General features: G+C 42.2%; 14 protein-coding genes. 9 read left to right on the top strand and 5 right to left on the bottom strand.

Annotated elements, in window-relative coordinates; translation table 11 throughout:
• Positions 1-183 precede the first annotated feature (183 nt).
• The 4 genes from C0V77_RS17525 (at position 184) to C0V77_RS17510 (ending at position 5,808) form a co-directional block, all read left to right on the top strand.
• Positions 184-912 (top strand): tRNA1(Val) (adenine(37)-N6)-methyltransferase, encoded by a 729-nt coding sequence (locus C0V77_RS17525; protein WP_101727742.1) that lies wholly within the window; start codon positions 184-186, stop codon positions 910-912.
• A gap of 13 nt (positions 913-925) precedes the next feature.
• Entirely contained in the window at positions 926-1,891 is a 966-nt protein-coding gene (locus tag C0V77_RS17520; protein WP_101727651.1) for a glycosyltransferase family 2 protein, read from the top strand.
• A 22-nt stretch (positions 1,892-1,913) separates the two neighbouring features.
• On the top strand, positions 1,914-3,212 hold the full coding sequence (locus C0V77_RS17515) for a M20/M25/M40 family metallo-hydrolase (RefSeq protein WP_101727650.1): 1,299 nt from the start codon (positions 1,914-1,916) through the stop codon (positions 3,210-3,212).
• A 274-nt stretch (positions 3,213-3,486) separates the two neighbouring features.
• Positions 3,487-5,808, top strand: a complete 2,322-nt coding sequence (locus tag C0V77_RS17510; RefSeq protein ID WP_101727649.1) for a penicillin-binding protein 1A — start codon at positions 3,487-3,489, stop codon at positions 5,806-5,808.
• Here C0V77_RS17510 and C0V77_RS17505 read toward each other — a convergent pair whose 3' ends face one another.
• A complete protein-coding gene (locus C0V77_RS17505; RefSeq protein ID WP_101727648.1) occupies positions 5,809-6,006 on the bottom strand; it encodes a hypothetical protein in 198 nt (65 codons plus the stop codon).
• Between the two features lie 652 nt (positions 6,007-6,658).
• Between C0V77_RS17505 and C0V77_RS17495 the strand changes: the two genes are divergently transcribed.
• Positions 6,659-9,709, top strand: coding sequence for a TonB-dependent receptor (locus C0V77_RS17495; RefSeq protein ID WP_101727646.1), 3,051 nt, complete (start codon positions 6,659-6,661; stop codon positions 9,707-9,709).
• Positions 9,710-9,721: 12 nt separating this feature from the next.
• A complete protein-coding gene (locus C0V77_RS17490) occupies positions 9,722-11,407 on the top strand; it encodes a RagB/SusD family nutrient uptake outer membrane protein (RefSeq protein WP_101727645.1) in 1,686 nt (561 codons plus the stop codon).
• 78 nt (positions 11,408-11,485) lie between these two features.
• On the opposite strand, the gene C0V77_RS17485 is transcribed toward C0V77_RS17490, so the two are convergent.
• Positions 11,486-11,836 carry a DoxX family protein gene (locus tag C0V77_RS17485; protein WP_101727644.1) on the bottom strand — a complete coding sequence of 117 codons (351 nt, stop codon included), beginning with the start codon at positions 11,834-11,836 and terminating at the stop codon, positions 11,486-11,488.
• A 136-nt stretch (positions 11,837-11,972) separates the two neighbouring features.
• Here C0V77_RS17485 and C0V77_RS17480 point away from each other — a divergent pair, with 136 nt between their 5' ends.
• Positions 11,973-12,341 (top strand): helix-turn-helix domain-containing protein, encoded by a 369-nt coding sequence (locus C0V77_RS17480; protein WP_229236309.1) that lies wholly within the window; start codon positions 11,973-11,975, stop codon positions 12,339-12,341.
• Here C0V77_RS17480 and C0V77_RS17475 read toward each other — a convergent pair.
• Together C0V77_RS17475 and estT are read right to left on the bottom strand one after the other, a co-directional pair.
• Positions 12,331-12,882 (bottom strand): AAA family ATPase, encoded by a 552-nt coding sequence (locus C0V77_RS17475; RefSeq protein WP_101727643.1) that lies wholly within the window; start codon positions 12,880-12,882, stop codon positions 12,331-12,333. The two genes, C0V77_RS17480 and C0V77_RS17475, sit on opposite strands and share 11 nt — an antisense overlap.
• An 81-nt stretch (positions 12,883-12,963) precedes the next feature.
• Positions 12,964-13,890: a macrolide hydrolase EstT gene (estT, locus tag C0V77_RS17470; RefSeq protein WP_101727740.1), complete on the bottom strand. Its 927-nt coding sequence runs from the start codon at positions 13,888-13,890 to the stop codon at positions 12,964-12,966.
• Between the two features lie 366 nt (positions 13,891-14,256).
• Here estT and ffh point away from each other — a divergent pair, with 366 nt between their 5' ends.
• Positions 14,257-15,573, top strand: coding sequence for a signal recognition particle protein (ffh, locus tag C0V77_RS17465; RefSeq protein WP_101727642.1), 1,317 nt, complete (start codon positions 14,257-14,259; stop codon positions 15,571-15,573).
• A 78-nt stretch (positions 15,574-15,651) separates the two neighbouring features.
• Here the strand turns inward: ffh and C0V77_RS17460 are convergent, their stop codons facing one another.
• Positions 15,652-16,923, bottom strand: coding sequence for a DUF937 domain-containing protein (locus C0V77_RS17460; protein ID WP_101727641.1), 1,272 nt, complete (start codon positions 16,921-16,923; stop codon positions 15,652-15,654).
• Positions 16,924-17,042: 119 nt separating this feature from the next.
• Here C0V77_RS17460 and C0V77_RS17455 point away from each other — a divergent pair, with 119 nt between their 5' ends.
• Entirely contained in the window at positions 17,043-18,770 is a 1,728-nt protein-coding gene (locus C0V77_RS17455; protein ID WP_101727640.1) for an IlvD/Edd family dehydratase, read from the top strand.
• Positions 18,771-18,784: the final 14 nt, after the last annotated feature.

Raw genomic sequence — 18,784 nt, 5'->3', positions numbered from 1 at the left:
GTTTATGTTTAGCAATTTTTTTGCAAAAGTACGAATTTTAAAGAAAAGCCATGAAGGCTTTGTTAAAAATACCAAATTTCATATTTAGATCATTTGTTAGCCATACAGTACAATTGATTCTTGATTTTGATGGCCTTAATTACGCAAAAAACATTATCTTCGCACCCTTTAAACCAGTATAGGGTGCCAAAGTCTTATTTTCAGTTCAAGCAATTCATCATTCATCAGGATCAGTGCGCCATGAAAGTATGCACCGATGCCTGCATACTGGGTGCCTATGCTGAAAAAGAAAATGCACAAAGGATTCTGGATATAGGTGCAGGAACAGGTCTATTATCATTAATGCTTGCCCAAAGAACCGAGGCGAAAATTGATGCCGTTGAAATAGATGAAGCCGCCTACAAACAGGCAAACAGAAATATAACTGAAAGCAAATTTGCGCATAAAGTCTGGCTTCAACATCAATCTATTCAGAATTTCAGTAAACAAAATCAGGATTCTGACCGCCCAAGGTACGATTTAATTATTTCCAACCCACCTTTTTATCAGAATTCCCTACAATCGCCGGACGAGCCAACCAGCAAAGCGTTACATGCAACCACGCTTACATTGGAAGAATTAACAGACGCAGTTATACAATTATTAAAACCCGATGGCCGGTTTATAGTGCTGCTACCTCCTTTTGAAGCCCGGCAACTAGCAGAAGTTGCTCAGAAAAAAGCCTTATATTTGTCAAAAAGATTACTGATTCAACATAATCCTCAAAAGCAGGTTTTCAGGCACATCATGACGTTCGACAAAACACCCGAAGCCGCTTATGCAGAAGAAACCCTGGTGATTCATGAAAAAGAAACAGGTGCTTACTCAGAGAAATTCCGTAAACTGTTGAGCGATTATTACACTATTTTTTAGAACTTTGCCCTTAATGAACCCGAATATTCAAATATCATTAGTTATTCCATTATACAACGAAGCAGAATCACTTCCGGAGCTACACGACTGGATAGTGCGGGTAATGCGGGATAACAACTATAGCTACGAAATTCTTTTTGTTGACGATGGCAGTAACGACGGGTCATGGGCGGTAATCAAGCGCCTTGCAGCCAGGAACCCTTTTGTAAGAGGATTCAGATTTGTAAGAAACTATGGCAAAACTGCTGCGCTTCAAACTGCTTTTGTGCAGTCGCGTGGTAATGTTGTAATAACCATGGATGCCGACCTGCAAGACAGCCCTGATGAAATTCCGGAATTATACAGGATGATAACCGAAGAAGGCTATGATCTGGTATCGGGCTGGAAGAAAAAACGCTTCGACCCCCTCACAAAAACATTGCCCACCAAACTTTTCAATGCGGTGTCGCGCTGGGTATCTGGTGTTCATTTGCATGACTTCAATTGCGGCCTAAAGGCGTATCAGGCAAGAGTGGTAAAAAACATTACCATCTACGGCGAAATGCATCGTAACATACCTATTATAGCTAAATGGAACGGTTTCAGAAAAATAGGTGAAAAGGTAGTGCAACATCAGGCCCGTAAATACGGCAGCACCAAATTTGGTCTCGAGCGCTTCATTTTCGGTTTTCTCGACCTTCTGACCGTTGCTTTCGTTAATAAATTCGGTCGCAGGCCTATGCACTTTTTTGGTACTATGGGTGTGTTGTCGTTCGTTGTGGGCTCTATTATGGCAATGTACCTCATTGCCGAAAAACTGTATAACATCAGCCAGGGGCTGCGCTACCGTAACGTAACAGATAACCCCATGTTTTTTCTGGCATTGGTAGCTATTATTATAGGCTCTCAGTTGTTTCTGGCTGGTTTTCTTGGCGAATTATTTGTAAAACAGACCTTCAAAAAAGACGAATACCTGATAGAAGAAATAACCGGAGAATAAACCCTTAAAACCAACAAACTATATGAAGTTTATCAGACTAACCCTGCTGCTTTTTGCTTTTGGCCATGCTGCTATAGCACAGAAAGTAAACAAGCTCATTAAAGAAACTGAAGTAAAGAGAATTATCAGCACGCTGGCGGCAGATGATATGATGGGTAGAAGCTCGCTTCACCCGCAGCAAATTGAAAAAGCTACTGCATTTATTGCTGAAGAATTTAAAAAAGCAGGGTTGAAACCACTAAACGGGCTATCAGGCTACAGGCAGGAGTTTCCGATTACAAAAATAGATGGCTTTGAGAAAGCAGAGGTAATTATTAACGGGCAGGTGCTTACGAAAGATAAATATATCTTTATGTCAGATAAAGAAGAAGTAAACTGGACCTCTAACATACCGGTGGTAATTGTAGGCAAAGAAGATACTTTTACACCCAACCAGTTTATGAATGATTCAACCAGCAAAATAGTATTGGTTGATGCAGCGCATGAAGGCAAACTGGCAGGTCTGAAGCGTTTCTTTGGCCGAACGCGTTTGCTGGCAAAACCTTATCCGAAAATAGCAGGAAATATCCTGTTTGTGGTTGGCTTCAGTTCGGCAGACAGCTACTCCGTAAAAATAAAACAACGCAAAGAAGCCTTTAAAATGGCTAATGTGGTAGGCATACTACCGGGCAAAAGCAAACCTGATGAAATGGTTGTTTTCTCTGGCCATTATGACCACCTGGGTATTATAAAATCTGTTGAAGGAGACTCTATTGCTAATGGCGCAGACGATGATGCCTCGGGTACAACAGCAGTTATTGCCTTGGCCAATTACTTTAATAAATTGAAAAACAACGAGCGTACCATTGTTTTTGCAGCTTTTACTGCTGAAGAAATAGGTGGTTTTGGGTCAAAATACTTCTCTGAGCAACTGAATCCCGACCAAGTAGTGGCCATGTTTAATATTGAAATGATTGGTAAAGCCTCTAAATGGGGTATCAACTCTGCCTTTATTACCGGCTTTGAACGCTCAGACTTCGGCGCTATTCTTCAAAAAAACCTGAAAGGCACAGCCTTTACGTTCAATCCGGATCCGTATCCACAGCAAAATCTTTTCTATCGTTCTGATAATGCCACACTGGCTCGTCTGGGTGTACCGGCGCATACTATTTCAACCGACCAGATTGACTCAGACAAACTTTACCATTCGGTTAATGATGAAGTAGAATCGCTTGATATACAAAACATATTGGCAACCATCAGAGCCATTGCTCTAAGTTCGCAAAGTATAATTGCCGGTACCGATACCCCAACCAGAATTGATAAAAGCAAAGTTAAATAATAGTGCAAAAACTTAGCAGGCCCGCCATTTCAATCACAAAAAATGGCAGGCCCGTTAAATAAATCAACCGAATCCAACCAAAGAAAACGACAGATGTACCCTCCGGAATTTAATAATCCACTGTTGGTTCTTTACACAATAATTTAAGGCTTTCCTTCGTATAATAGGCACGTAAATGCTTAGAAAAATTAGCCGCTGACCTATATTTTAAGGCTTTAACCTTTTGCATCAGTTCATAAAATTGTTTACGTTTGCTTTCATATAACACACCAAAATGAAGTTCACATTACCGGAATTAGAAAAAGGCAGATATAAAAAAATTATAGCCAACATCTGGAAATTCACCGGATTGGCAGGCGTTGCTTTTATTATTTATCTGATAGCCGTCAGCTTCAATTTATTCTGGCTGTTTGGCAAAATGCCCAGCCTTGAAGAAATCGACAATCCTAAAAGTGAAGTAGCCTCAGAAATTATATCATCTGACGGTAAAGTGATTGGCAAATTCTTTCACGAAAACCGTAGCCCCATAGAGTTCAGCGAGTTATCTCCTAATATTATTAATGCACTAGTAGCCACCGAAGATGCCCGTTTTACGGTGCATTCGGGTATTGATGCCCGCAGTACTTTGCGTGTGGTAACGGGTTTATTTACAGGCCAGCAAAAAGGCGGTGGTAGTACAATATCGCAACAATTGGCTAAAAACCTGTTTAAACTGCGTGAGATTGATTACTACAAAGGCCCTTTGTACAGCATACCCGGTTTTAAACAGCTTATTATAAAAACCAAAGAATGGATAACCGCCATTAAACTCGAACGCCGTTATACCAAACAGGAAATAATGGAAAAATACCTGAACACCATTGAGTTTAGTAGTGGTGCTTTCGGTATTAAGTCTGCCTCAAAAACCTATTTCAAGAAAGAACCAAGCGAGTTGAATCTGGAAGAAGCCGCCGTATTGGTTGGCATGATTCAGAACCCTTCCCGATTTAACCCGAAATTCCACCCACTTGCTTCAAAAAACCGCCGGAATATTGTTTTCGACCAGATGGTGAAGTATGACAAGCTATCGCCAGCCACGGCCGAAACACTAAAACAAACCCCAATTACGCTCAATTATCAGCCAGAAAGCCATAATACAGGCCCTGCGCCTTATTTCAGAAAGTTTTTGAAAGACTGGCTGAAGGTTGAACTGGGCAACGAGGGCTATGATATGGAAGACATTGAAACCAAGGGTTTCAAGATTTATACGACCATTGACTCAAGAATGCAGTTTTATGCTGAAGAAGCCCTGAAAGAGAACATGAAAGAGCAGCAGAAGAAATTCTATGAGCACTGGAAAGGCCGCAACCCCTGGGTAATGGGTCCAGAAGGTAATTATAAAGAAATACCAAACTTTGTTCAGAATGTTGCTAAAACCACTCCGCGTTTCAGAGAACTGAAAGAGCAGTATAGCGACGATATGGATAAGGTCTGGAAAGAAATGAACCGCCCTACTAAAATGCGAGTGTTTTCGTGGAGCGGAGAAAGAGACACCGTGATGTCGTCAATGGACTCTATCAGATACTACAAGTTTTTACTGCATTCAAGTTTTCTGGCCATGGACCCCCGCAATGGCCATATTAAAGCCTGGGTAGGAGGTATTAACTACAAATACTTTAAGTATGACCACGTGTTTCAGGGTAAACGCCAGCCGGGGTCTACCTTCAAGCCATTTGTATATGTAACAGCCATTGACAACGGCTTTTCTACCTGCGAACGTGTAATTGACCAACCAGTTACTATACCAGTGCCCGGTGGCAGCTGGACACCCAAAAACTCAGATGGCAAATACAGTTACCAATCGCTCACGTTAAGAGAGGCCTTGGGGCAGTCGGTCAACTCGGTAAGTGCTTACCTCATTAACCAGTTCAAACCTGCAAATGTAATTAAGTATGCGCACAAGCTGGGCATAAAAAGTAAGCTTGATGAAGTGCCTGCGCTATGCCTGGGTATCAGTAATGTGTCTTTATACGAAATGATGGCCGGCTACAGTGTCTTTGCAAACGGAGGCAAATATACCGAGCCCATATTTGTAACGCGTATTGAAGACAAAAACGGCGAAGTAATAAAAGAGTATTATTCAGACAGCAAGGAGGTTATCAGCCAGGAAACAGCCTACAAGATGATTCACCTTATGCGTGGGGCTACTCAGCCTGGCGGTACAGCTTATGGCGGGCTTTCAAGATATGGATTGCTGGATGGCAATGAGGTAGCAGCTAAAACAGGTACCACCTCTAATTACTCTGACGGCTGGTTTATGGGTATAACACCTACGCTGGTAGCCGGTGGATGGACAGGCGGAGACGAACCCTCTATTCACTTCCGGTCTATTGCTTTGGGACAGGGGTCGAGGGTTTCATTGCCTACTTGGGGGATGTTCTTTCAGAAGGTATATGCCGACAAATCGTTAGAGTATAAAAGAGGGTCTTTTGTAAAACCATCGACGGTATCTGTTTCAGGCGATTGTGTTTACACCGCCGGAGAAGGATATCACATAGATTCAACTCAGAAATACACCCCTCCGACGGCCAAACCAGCCGACGACGACCAGTTGTAATCAGGCAGCTACACGAACCAATTCGGTGTTCTGTTCTGTCTCTGTTTCAACGTTTTCAAATACCATAAACACGGTTTTGGTGGTTTTTTTCCTGGCAGCAAAGTACTCGTTCCAGTTAGAAGTAACGACACTTATACCACAGAATATAGCCAGAATCACATAAGGAATCTGAATCAACAAAATGAAGATGTGTGACATATTAATTTTTTAGTTTCATGGATATTACTATCCAGCTAAAAATCCATGCCATACAAGAACTGATAATGATAAAGCCGGGACATGAGTATTTTTTTCCTCATGTCCCGGCTTTGCATTTTAAGTGGTATAACCTGCCACTGTTGAAATCTGAGGCAATATTCTATTACGCCTGGCAAGCCCGAAATTACTACTACTTAACAATAGCTTAACATGCCGATAATACTTCGGGAATAATAAAGCCCTACTTTTGCGCCTTGAAAATTAATAAAACTAAATTCTTACAAACTAACGTGCAGGAGATTTCATCAACTGATTATGCATCACCTCCGACCTTAAACTGTTTCAAAAATTCGGGTCAATCGCTCAAAAGATTTAAAACGTTTGCAGAACGATTTAAAACGTTTGCATTAGGACATTCGAGAAAAGCAATATTTTTTATTGTTATAATGCAAGAAATTTGAAGAAAATTCTAATTAACACCATTGACCTGAAGATTCATAACCCTATGTTGTAAAGTATTTTCTGCAGGCAGATTGCACCAGAAGTTCTTACTTACCTGTCGGCGCTTACACTATGCATTATTGTTTATGGAACACCTCACCCTTTGTAAGTAAATTGTAAAACATCAAATTGTTTAATTAAACATCCGATTATGAAACACCTTTCTGCCTCTCCCCCGCTGTTAAAACTGATGCTGGGAGTATTTTTGTTTGCTACTGCGTGTTTGCCCAGCGTTTACGGACAAGCACCATTATTTGCCAGTGCAAAAAATGCACATGGAACCAGCCCGATTGATGGAAAAATTGTACAGATTACTGTAAAAGGCCGTGTGACTGATGCCACAACGGGCGAACCGCTGGTTGGCGCCAGTGTTACTCTGAAGGGCACCCAAAAAGGTGTAAGCACCGATATTGAAGGTAATTACTCCATAACCGTTGCAGACGAAAAGTCGGTACTGGTATTTGGATTTATTGGCTACACTAAACAGGAAATAACAGTTGGCAACAGAACTACCATTGATGTGCAGATGAAGTCAGAGGCCGCCGACCTGGCACAGGTAGTGGTTATCGGTTATGGTAGCTCAACCAAAAAAGATATGACCGGTTCGGTAAAATCTATCAAAAGCGCCGAGTTCAACAAAGGTATCATTAACTCGCCTGAACAATTACTACAAGGTAAAGTAGCCGGTGTAAACGTTACTTCTGCCAGCGGCGAGCCGGGTGGTATTCAGGGAATCACCATTCGTGGTCCCGGAGGGGTTCGAACCGGTAGCACGCCACTATTTATCCTTGACGGAATGGCGCTTGACAACTCAAGCACCGGTGGTGCAACCAACCCTTTGAACTTCCTGAATCCGCAGGATATTGAGTCAATTGACGTATTAAAAGATGCCTCTGCCACGGCTATCTACGGTTCTCGTGGTGCCAATGGGGTTGTGTTAATTACAACCAAAAAAGGTAAAGCTGGTTTCTCTACCTTCAATTACTCGGCAAGTCTTGGTGTTTCAAAAATTGCCAGAGCCTTGCCTGTGTATTCAGCAGATGAGTTTAAAAAGCAGGTAACAGCCATTGGCGGCCAGCTTGAAGACCTGGGTGGCAATACAGACTGGCAAAAAGAAGTTACCAGAACTGCCATTACGCAAAACCACAATATATCAATAGGTGGTGGTGCCGATAAATTGACTTATTACGGTTCGTTTGGTATTCAGAATCAGGAAGGTATCCTGAAAAACAACTCTTTGAACCGCTATACCGGCCGTATGAATGTAACACAGAAGTTTCTGGACGACCGCCTGACAATTGATGTAAACATGAACGCCACCTATACAGCTAATACCAGACCGCCAATTGACGGTTTGATTGGTGGAGCTATTTCAATGAACCCTACTTACCCGGCGTATAACGATAATGGTCAGCCAAGAAATTATCCTAACGTAACCAACCCGCTTATTACGTTGAAACTGGATAAAGACGTAACTACCATTAACCGTGTAATTGGTAACATCTCTCCATCTTTCAAAATCACAAAAGACCTGGTTTATAAGCTGAACTTCGGTATCGATAACTCTAACTCTGTTCGTGATTTGCAATCATTGCCTAACGCAGAACCACAAAGAGACGGAAGATTGGAAACTATCTACACTTATAACCGTAACAAACTGATAGAAAACTACATTACCTATACGCTTAATAAAAATGCACATAATCTGACGGCTCTGGCTGGTCATTCATATCAGAAGATATTCGTACAAGGCCGCACAAGCAGTATCAACAAATTCCCGATTACTGATATTGAGCCTATTTACAATCCTGGTTTAGGCCAAGAGCTGACACTAGCTAACAACAAGCCAACTGGCTATGCGCTGGTTAATGAGTTGCAGTCATTCTTCTCACGTGTTAACTACCAGTACAAAGATAAATATCTGGCTACTGCAACTGTGCGTGTGGATGGTTCTTCTAAATTCGGTTCAAATAATAAATACGGGGTGTTCCCGTCTTTCTCACTAGGTTGGAGACTTTCTGAAGAAGATTTCATGAAAGAAGCTAATATCGGTGAATTGAAATTGAGAGCAGGTTGGGGCCAGACAGGTAATCAGGAGATACCTTCAAAAATTACCCAGGCTTTGTTTACTTCGCAGATTTCTGCATCAACCAGTTATCCGTTATACGGCACAACCGTTTATCCGGCCGGTACTTCATATACCCGTCTGGCTAACCCAAACATTCAGTGGGAGGTTTCAACCCAAACTGACTTAGGTCTTGATTTCGGTTTCTTCAATGGCGCTTTGACGGGTTCTGTTGACTACTTCAACAAAATATCCAACAATATTCTGTTAGAGGTTATCCCTTCTGACCCTGTACAGCCGGCGGGTACATTCTGGACCAACGTGCAAGACATGACCATCACGAACAAAGGTCTTGAAATTGACCTGAACTACCGTTACACCGCACCAAGTGGCCTGAAAGTAGATGTAGGTGGCAACATCACCTTCATTGATAACAAAGTTAAAAACTCACCGTATTCGGTTATCCAATCGGGTTCAGCATCTGGTTCTGGTCTTACTTCGGCAACTATCAATGGTTATGTAAGCGGCCAGCCTATCGGTGCATTCTATATGCTAGATTTCATAGGTTTTGACGAAAAAGGTATCAGTAAATACAGAGACGTAAACGGAGACGGTATTATTACCGATAAAGACCGTATTACAGCGGGTAGTGCCCTGCCAACCAAACAGTTTAACTTCAATGCAAGTGTAGCTTACAAAGGTTTTGATCTGGTTGCTAACTTTAACGGTGTGTCTGGTAACAAAATTTATGATAATACTGCTAATGCTAACTTCTATAAGTTAAGATTATCTAAGAGCTTAAACACAACACCAGATGCAACGAAAGATGCCAATGAATCAATTAATAATGCGGCTTCGGTGTCAACAAGATTCCTGAAAGACGGGGCATTCTTCAGATTAAACAACTTGTCATTAGGCTATAATGTCAATACCAAAACCATTGGCCTTGCCAAGTGGGTATCTGGTTTGAGATTGTCAGTAACCGGCCAGAACCTGTTTGTGATAACCAAATATAACGGTTATGACCCCGAAGTAAATACAGACAGAACCATTGCCGGTATTTCTTCTTACGGTATCGATTACTTAAGTTATCCTAAAGCCAGATCTGTAGTATTTGGTCTGAATGTTTCATTTTAAAATTTAAAACTCATGAAAAAGAAAATATATTCAACATTGGCACTGGCCGGTTTGTTGGTATTGAACAGTTGTACAGACCTGAAAGAAATTGTTTTAGATGAAACACTGAGTTCAAACCTTTCAGACAAAGCTGCCGCAGAGGGTATTATTGCCCCGGTATATGCACGCCTTCCGGACCTTTTCTTACATACCAACTACTTTACATTACAGGAGATTTCGACTGACGAGGCTATCTTGCCTTATCGTGGTGGCACCGACTGGGGCGACAACGGTATCTATCTGAACATGCACGCGCATAACTATGTGAGCACCGACCCGAACATCAGAAATACCTGGAATATTATTGTGCAGGGTATGTCGAGAGCCATTACGGCTATTAACACATTGCCAACGCTGAAAGACCCTTCAACCAAAACATTTTTGGCCGAGGCCAGAGGTATGAGAGCCTATTACTCAATGCTTACCCTAGATTTGTTTGGTTTGGTATTTGTAAAAGACGACATCGGGGAAACTTCTAAAATTATCAGAGGTAACGAGGCTGTAGAATACATCAAAAGCGAACTATTGGCAGTTGAACCAAACCTTGAAACAACCGTAGGCCCGGGCCGTTTAACCAAAGGCGCCGTTTGGGGCTTACTGGCTCGCTTGTATCTGAACTCAGCCGTGTACAGAGACATCTACTCTACTAACTTTACTTTCAAGTCTGAAGACATGGACAAAGTAATTGAGTATTGTGATAAAATTATCTCTTCTGGCCAATACCAGCTATCAAACGATTACTTCTCGCTTTTCAATTCGAACAACCACGATAACAAAGAATTGATTTTTGCAGTTGACCAGAGGGCTGAGTTGAACGGACATAACCGTATGGCGTATTTCTCGTTATCAGGCGACCAGTTCCCGCTTCCTGCATATCCGGCAGCTAATGGTACTGACGGCCCTGGTATTACTTCAGACTACTACCGTACATGGGTAAATGCCTATGCTCCGCAGGACCCTAAGGTTGACCCCCGCTTCTACAAACAAAATATCTCTATCTATACAAATCCGGCTGACTCTTGCGTAACAGCTGAGAGCTTTAATGTAGACCGAGGAATTTTGCGCGGACAACAGTATGGGTTAATCAGAAAGAACGGTGTATTTGTAAGATGTCCGAACGGAAACTATAAAATTGGCAAGTTGTTTCATGATACCCGTAACAGACCAACCCAACCGGTTGAATTTACAGAGAAAATTGACTTTACTGTAGAAGGCAGCAACTACAACACAGGTTATAGAGTTGAAAAATATGAGTTCAGCAAGAAATCAACCAGTGGTAGAAACTTTGGTGATGCCGACCTTGTGATTCTTCGTCTGGCAGATGTTTATCTGATGCGTGCAGAAGCCAAACTTCGGAAGAGCGGAGACGCCGCCAGCGCTTTGGCAGATGTAAACACCGTAAGAGCTTCAAGAACTGCGTCTACTCCTCCTCCGGCTTTAACTTCTATGTCGTTAGACTTGTTGTACCGTGAGCGTGGCTTTGAGTTCTACTGGGAAATGCTGAGACGCTCAGATATGATTCGTTTTGGAAAGTATGAAGGTACCTGGACAGAAAAAACCAACAATAACGTACAGAAAAGAATCTTCCCGATTCCGCAAACTGCTATTGACGGTGCCTCTAATATACCAGGTTACCTGAAACAAAACCCAAGTTATTGATACTTACTTACCTATTTTTATTTCTGGGCCATGTTTCCGTTGCGGAAACATGGCTTTTTTAATGATCAGCAAAGCAGGCTAGACAATAAAATTTTCTTCGCTTTTAAAATAGAATCCTATCCAGGCAAGAGCAATAAGCCCAAATGCTATTGGGTTTTGGCCCCCTGCCAGCTCAACTGCAGCGGCTCCACCCAGATACGAAAGAATAAAATAAAAGCCAACTTTGTAGGTCTTAGGTATCCATAGCAAAATTACAAAGATGATTTCGGCCACGCCAAATGCCGTAATATAGGGACCAAAGCCCCCTTTGGTTAAGCCAGTGACAACTTGCTCAGCACCGGATATTTTCATAACGCCGCTCATTAGAAGCAATAAAGATGGAATAGCAAGAAAAATAATAGACAGAATTTTCTTTGTTTTGTTCGACATTTAAGTATTAGTTTATGAGTGATTAAATGAGTATTTAGAGTAATACAAGAACCTAAACAAATTAGTTTACGTTAAACAGTAAATTTCCTTTTGGAAGTAGTTTCCTTTAAGAAACTATCTTGATTGAATAAAAAACATGAACAATAAAACCTTTAAAATGCCTGCAGAGAAAGACCATGCCCAATGCAGCAGCCACATGATGGCCGTGCAGGACGCAATGGATATATTGAGTGGGAAATGGAAAATTTTGATTATTGGCTCTCTGAGTTTCGGCAAAAAACGCTTTATGGAACTGCTGCGTGACGTAAACGGAATAGGTGCAAAAATGCTTTCGAAAGAGCTAAAAGATCTTGAAGAGAACGATCTGGTTAAAAGAACGGTACATGATACCAAACCAGTAACCGTTGAGTATGAACTAACTGACTACGGTGCCACATTGCAGGAAGTAATAGGCGCGATAGCCTATTGGGGGTCAGAACACCGCAAGCGTATTTTTAACAAATAAGCTTTGGGTTCAGTTCTGCTATTTTATTGATTACAGCATTGAGCCTGTCGTTAACTGTCAGGTCTCCTCTTAACTCAAACACCGGGCAAGTTTGCGTTTTCAACCAACTTTCATGCGATGCCAGATTTCGGCCTTGCGTGCTGTTATCGTCGTAGCCGGCTGCCCAGGCCATAAATTCAAGATATTGCCTCTTACGGTCTTCATCGGCAAAAATAACATCTCCATAACGTGCGTATTCCCGGTTTTTCAGACGAGCCATCCTGATCTCGTTTGGAATGTACAAAAAAACAATTAAATCAAAAGCGATTTCAATATTCCATTTCAGTAATGACCCTCCCAGTACCCAACTTTTATTGTTGTTAACATCCAAAAGAATCATTGCATTCCGCACATCGGGTTGTCGCTTTGAAATAAAAGGAGGTGTTGTTTTTTCCCAGAAGTACTCGTCACTGTCGAAATAGGGTATATTAAAGTTTTCAGCCAGTGCTTTGCCAAGAGTGGTTACGCCACTGCCTGAAGCCCCCATTAAATGAAGTTTCATTGCATCAAATTTTTTGAGTAGCAAATATAATCATAAAGCAGGCTAAAACGCATGAATACTGCCCTTGAAACCACAATTGCGTTACATCGGTTTTGCTGCTTTACTTGAAGCGTGGTGTTCAATAGCGTTGATGATGGTGTCCCAATCATCATAATGCAGTTCATGGCCAGTTCCTTCAAGCGTTATCAGTTTAGAACCTTCAATTTTTTCAAGCATTGCTTTGGTATGACCAAAATGCCATATAGGGTCATGTGATCCATGAATCAGCAAAGTTGGCACATGTATCTCGCTCAGTCTGTTATAAAACTCTTCTCCTCCACCTATGCTTGCATGATTAAAAATACTTACATAAAAATTAGCACGTTTGTGTTCAGCTCTTATTCTTTGTTCTATCCGGTCTCTATCTAAAGGTTTTCTACCGCTCATTAAGGCAGCTCCCTCTAACATATACGCAGTTACTGAATTTTCGTCAGACCAGTTTACAGATACAGCTTTAGCTTCAAAATCGTGTAGTTTTTTGTCCATTTCTGGCACCGCCGGGTCAGATTTACCCAAGGGCCCGGTTGACATAAGCGTAAGTGAAGCTACACGCTCAGAATATTTTAATGCAGCTATCTGCGAAACTGAACCACCTAAAGACATACCCACCAGATGTGCCTTTTTAATACCGTACTTGTTTAAAATACTAATGGCATCGTCAGCAAAATCTACAATAGTATATAATGCCTTACCGGGTTTATAGTACGTAGATTTCCCTACGTCCCGGTTATCATATCTGATAACATAAAAACCCTTGTCTGCCAGTTTCTGACAAAAATCCTCATCCCAATACAACATGGAAGCTGTGGCCCCGGCTAACAATAAAACTGCCGGATTATCCTTGTCTCCAAAATGTTCGGTATATAGAGACACCTGGTCTCTTTTTATGATTTTATGGTGTTGAGCACCCCTGAAGCCATTCATCAAAGCAATGGTTGTTAAGCAAAATAAAAAGCTTAAGATTTTCATGACAAATAATTTATTATTCATACTACGCACTGAAGTAATATTAACACGCAAGACCCGTGGCCTGCATACAATGCAAAAAAACTTGTGCCAGCCGTGTGGCATTTAACCATATACCCTACACGCAGCACAAATAAATAACGATTTCGACAATTGAAACTTACAGCAATTGTTATTAAACGGCTAAATAATTATACCAGTTGGCTGGCTTATTAATTTACATCGCTTAAAAAATCACTTTCCGGGGTTTATTTCTTTATTTAATTATAGACAAGTTGATTGCTAAAATCTTAACTTTGCAAATTATTACAAACTATGTCCCTTTGTTATGAGCTATGCGCAAAGGAATAATCATTAACGCTCTGGAAAATGTTTGAAAATTTAAGTGATAAACTAAATAAGGCTGTCAAAACCCTGAAAGGGCAAGGTAGGATTTCTGATATAAACATTGCAGCCACTATTAAAGAAGTACGCCGTGCGCTAATGGATGCCGACGTAAACTATAAAGTAGCAAAAGATGTAACCGACCGCGTTCGTGAAAAAGCAATTGACCGGAAAGTAATGATAGCGGTTGAGCCGGGTCAGTTATTTGTAAAAATTATACAGGAAGAATTAACCGACCTGATGGGTGGCCAGGCACAAAGCGTGAACCTGAAGGGGTCTCCGGCTGTAATATTAATTGCCGGTTTACAGGGGTCTGGTAAAACTACTTTTTCAGGCAAGTTTGCCAATTACTTAAAGAAACAAGGACGCCAGATATTACTGGTAGCCTGCGACATCTACCGTCCTGCGGCCATTAAGCAGCTACAGGTATTAGGCGAACAGATAGGAGTTGATGTTTATGCCGAGCCTGAAAGCAAAAATGCAGTTGAAATTGCTAAAAACGCATTAGCCTACGCTAAGAGCAACGGCAAAAATATAGTCATTGTCGATACCGCCGGTCGTTTGGCAGTTGATGAGGCTATGATGCAGGAAGTAGAAAACATTAAAAAGGCCATAAACCCAAGTGAAATTCTCTTCGTGGTTGACTCCATGACCGGGCAGGATGCCGTTAATACGGCCAAGACCTTTAACGACCGCCTTGATTTTGATGGTGTGGTACTTACCAAATTAGATGGTGATGCCCGTGGTGGTGCGGCCTTGTCAATTAAAACCGTTGTCAATAAACCTATCAAGTTTATTTCGACGGGTGAAAAAATGGAGGCTTTAGACATTTTCTACCCCGAACGTATGGCCAGCCGTATTTTAGGCATGGGCGACGTGATATCGCTGGTAGAAAAAGCACAGCAGGCATTTGACGAAGACGAAGCCAAGCGCCTCAACAAAAAAATGCGTGAGAACAAGTTTGACCTGAACGACTTTCTGACGCAGCTGGAGCAAATCAAGAAAATGGGTAACATTAAAGACCTAATGGGCATGATTCCGGGGGTGGGCTCACAGATAAAAGACCTTGACATCAGCAATGACTCGTTTAAACCAATAGAGGCTATTATCCGCTCAATGACACCAAAAGAGCGTGAAAAACCTGATATTATTGACGGCAGCCGTAAGAAAAGAATTGCTACCGGTAGTGGTACGCAGATTATACAGGTAAATAATCTGCTGAAACAGTTTGATCAGATGCGCACCATGATGAAGAAAGTGAATCAGATGCAAACAGGAGGCAAACTAAAGGCACTTAAATAAACCCTATTAAGCAAGATATCAAAAAAAGCACCCGTCAGACAGGTGCTTTTTTTGTTGATATGCAATGTGTATTTCTTCTTATTTAGATACAATTTTCACTTCTGCCAGGTCTCCCTGGCCTGTTATACCAATGGCATCAATGCGGGTATCGTTAACCCCGGCTGACAACAATTTACGTTTTATTGCATAAGCTCTCTTAACGGCCATTGTTTTGTTATCTACTCCAACGGCGTCAGTAGCATGGCCTTGAAGTCTTATCTGAAGTTTAGGGTATTTATTGAACAAGGCAATCAGCTCATTAATTGAGGCTTCAGATTTATCATCCAATGCATAAGAGCCTTTTACAAAAGTAATGTCTTTAAGCGTAAACACCTGCCCGGTTGGTTTGGTGGCATCGACCAGGTAAGGTTCAATTTCTTTGGTAAGGCTGCCACCGGCATTTGTTTCAGCTGGTGCTACCTGGGTGGCAGTAGTATCTTTGGTTGCTACAGAATCTACTAAAGCCGCACGCGTGGTATCAATGCCGGTGTTCAGAGAATCATCCACCACGGTGGTTTCTTCCTGAACGGCACTGGCCTGAGATGGTTTGTAGTAATTTTCATACCAGTAATATCCGCCGGCTGCTGCCGCTACAAGTACAAGAAAAACAAGGAGTCCTTTAATAGGGAACGACGAACTACTACTTATTTCTTCTTCAACTGGCTCAACCGGCTGCGGCGTAGCAGGCACTCCGGTTTTTGATTTCTGAAGCGTAGGCTTAGCTGTTACTACACGCTTTGGAAGCGGGAATTTAGGAGAAAGCAGCTCTTGTAAACCCAGCTGTGGAATCATCTTCTCCATGAGTTCTTCAGGAGCCTTTTTGAATAGCGGTTCGTGGTGTTCTGCCAGATAAGCCGTTAAGGCATCCACATCCATTTTATTATTGGCTATTTCAACGCTTACGGCGTCAATCAGCATTGGCGTAATAAGGCTGGCGTAGGTGCTTGATGAGTTTTTCTTGATACCTGCATAGATACCAATCAAACTAACCAACGGACTTTTATAGGCCGGGAAAATCTGGCTCACCTGGCTGTCGCCAATTTTCAATATGGCGTCAAGGTCTTCTTTTTTATTAAGATAAGACATCACATCACCAATCAGTCTTCCGCCCTGGTTCCCTTTCTGAATCTGATTATAGAGCATATTCACGCTCATGGTACTTCCTGTTCTTCTTACAAGCCCGGCAATAAGTGTACAAAGAATGCCATCAATTGCTTTTTTGGTTTTGGCCGGGTCTTCATCTGTTAACTTGGCAAGTTTTGATACCACATCATCTGTCAATGCCTCGCTCAATGTATCAAATAGGTTCATATTTTATATATTTTGAGTCTTTCACAATTAATTCCAACAAATTTCTTAAAATTGGTTGCAAAACAACGCAAAAATAAAGATTATTGATAAATTTTTTGCCTTTTTCTATAACATAAATTATGACCACTGAAAATACGACAAAACTACGCAGCCAGGATTGGTTCGGCAAAGATGGGAAAGATGGATTTATCTATCGTAGTTGGATTAAAAACCAGGGCTATCCGGCGCATCAGTTCAAAGGAAAACCTGTTATCGGAATCTGCAACACATGGTCTGAAGTAACACCATGCAACGGCCATTTACGTGATATTGCGCAATCTGTAAAAAACGGCATTTACGAAGCAGGTGGGTTTCCGCTCGAATTTCCGGTGATGTCGCTGGGCGAAACTATCATCCGCCCCACCGCCATGCTATACCGTAATCTTGCTGCCATGACAGTAGAGGAAAGCATTAGAGCGAATCCGTTTGATGCGGTGGTGTTATTAACCGGCTGCGACAAAACCACACCTTCGCTGGTGATGGGCGCCGCCAGTGTTGACCTGCCCACTATTGTGGTGCCGGGAGGCCCCATGCTAAGTGGCCGTTTTCAGGGTAAAGCCATAGGCTCAGGCACTGATGTATGGCGATTTGCGGATGACGTTAAAACGGGAAAAATGACACCCGAAGAATTTGAAGAAGCAGAAGCCTGCATGAGCCGAAGCATAGGACACTGTTCTACGATGGGTACAGCCTCTACAATGGCCGTTATGGTTGAAGCCCTGGGTCTTACACTTCCGGGCGCATCGGCTATCCCTGCGGCCGATTCCCGCAAAAAAGTACTGGCACATATGTCGGGCATGAGAATTGTTGAGATGGTACGCGAAAACATGGCGATTTCTTCAGTGCTTACCCGCGAAGCCTTCGAAAATGCTATTATGATGAATGCAGCAGTGGGGGGCTCAACTAACCTGGTGCTACACTTACTGGCCATTGCCGGCCGAACCAATGTGGATATTTCGCTTGATGATTTTGACAGCATAGGAAGTAAAATGCCGTTTCTCTTAAATCTGATGCCATCGGGCAAGTATCTGATGGAAGATTTTTATTATGCAGGCGGGCTACCGGCTGTTATTAAGGAGATGTCGGGCTTTTTGCATAAAAATGCCATTACGGTAAATGGTAAAAGCCTGGTTGAAAACTCAAAAGGTGCCAAAATATGGAATGAGGACGTAATAGCAACAGCCGATAACCCAATCTTACGAGAGGGCGGCATTGCTGTTGTAAAAGGTAACCTTTGCGAGAACGGAGCGGTTATTAAACCGTCTGCGGCCTCGCCACACCTGATGAAACATACTGGCAAAGCCGTTGTTTTTGAAACCATAGAAGATTATCATGCACGCATAGACCACCCGGATCTGGACATAGATGAAACCAGTGTAATGGTTCTTAAAAACGTTGGCCCAAAGGGCTACCCCGGCATGCCAGAGGTGGGCAATATGCAATTACCTAAGAAACTGCTCGAAAAAGGCATAACCGACATGGTGCGTATTTCAGATGCACGTATGAGCGGAACAGCCTATGGAACGGTATTTCTTCATGCGTCGCCAGAGTCTGCCGTCGGCGGTACTTTAGGGCTGGTGCAAAACGGCGATTTAATAGAAATTGATGTAGAAGCGCGCAAAATCTGGCTTCATGTGCCGGACGAAGAGCTGGCAGAAAGACGTAAGAACTGGAAACCAATTGACCTGGGCTATGACCGCGGCTATGTGCAACTATACGTTAACACAGTAACACAAGCCGACAAAGGTGCCGATTTAAACTTCCTGACCGGCTTTTCAGGTCATGAAGTAAAAAGAGAATCGCATTAGTCTGTTGCATCCGG

It is taken from the genome of Emticicia sp. TH156, from assembly GCF_002855535.1.
Classification (GTDB): Bacteria; Bacteroidota; Bacteroidia; order Cytophagales; family Spirosomataceae; genus Emticicia; species Emticicia fluvialis.
The sequence above is the reverse complement of the archived record's forward strand: the minus strand, read 5'-3'. Positions and strand labels throughout refer to the sequence as shown.

Bases quoted from the DNA above. Each gene is read 5' to 3' on its own strand.
- C0V77_RS17455 (WP_101727640.1), top strand. From the start codon at position 17,043: ATGACCACTGAAAATACGACAAAACTACGCAGCCAGGATTGGTTCGGC.
- C0V77_RS17485 (WP_101727644.1), bottom strand. From the start codon at position 11,836: ATGTCGAACAAAACAAAGAAAATTCTGTCTATTATTTTTCTTGCTATT.
- C0V77_RS17510 (WP_101727649.1), top strand. From the start codon at position 3,487: ATGAAGTTCACATTACCGGAATTAGAAAAAGGCAGATATAAAAAAATT.
- C0V77_RS17505 (WP_101727648.1), bottom strand. From the start codon at position 6,006: ATGTCACACATCTTCATTTTGTTGATTCAGATTCCTTATGTGATTCTG.
- estT (WP_101727740.1), bottom strand. From the start codon at position 13,890: ATGAAAATCTTAAGCTTTTTATTTTGCTTAACAACCATTGCTTTGATG.
- C0V77_RS17490 (WP_101727645.1), top strand. From the start codon at position 9,722: ATGAAAAAGAAAATATATTCAACATTGGCACTGGCCGGTTTGTTGGTA.
- C0V77_RS17480 (WP_229236309.1), top strand. From the start codon at position 11,973: ATGAACAATAAAACCTTTAAAATGCCTGCAGAGAAAGACCATGCCCAA.
- C0V77_RS17515 (WP_101727650.1), top strand. From the start codon at position 1,914: ATGAAGTTTATCAGACTAACCCTGCTGCTTTTTGCTTTTGGCCATGCT.
- ffh (WP_101727642.1), top strand. From the start codon at position 14,257: ATGTTTGAAAATTTAAGTGATAAACTAAATAAGGCTGTCAAAACCCTG.
- C0V77_RS17520 (WP_101727651.1), top strand. From the start codon at position 926: ATGAACCCGAATATTCAAATATCATTAGTTATTCCATTATACAACGAA.
- C0V77_RS17460 (WP_101727641.1), bottom strand. From the start codon at position 16,923: ATGAACCTATTTGATACATTGAGCGAGGCATTGACAGATGATGTGGTA.
- C0V77_RS17495 (WP_101727646.1), top strand. From the start codon at position 6,659: ATGAAACACCTTTCTGCCTCTCCCCCGCTGTTAAAACTGATGCTGGGA.
- C0V77_RS17475 (WP_101727643.1), bottom strand. From the start codon at position 12,882: ATGAAACTTCATTTAATGGGGGCTTCAGGCAGTGGCGTAACCACTCTT.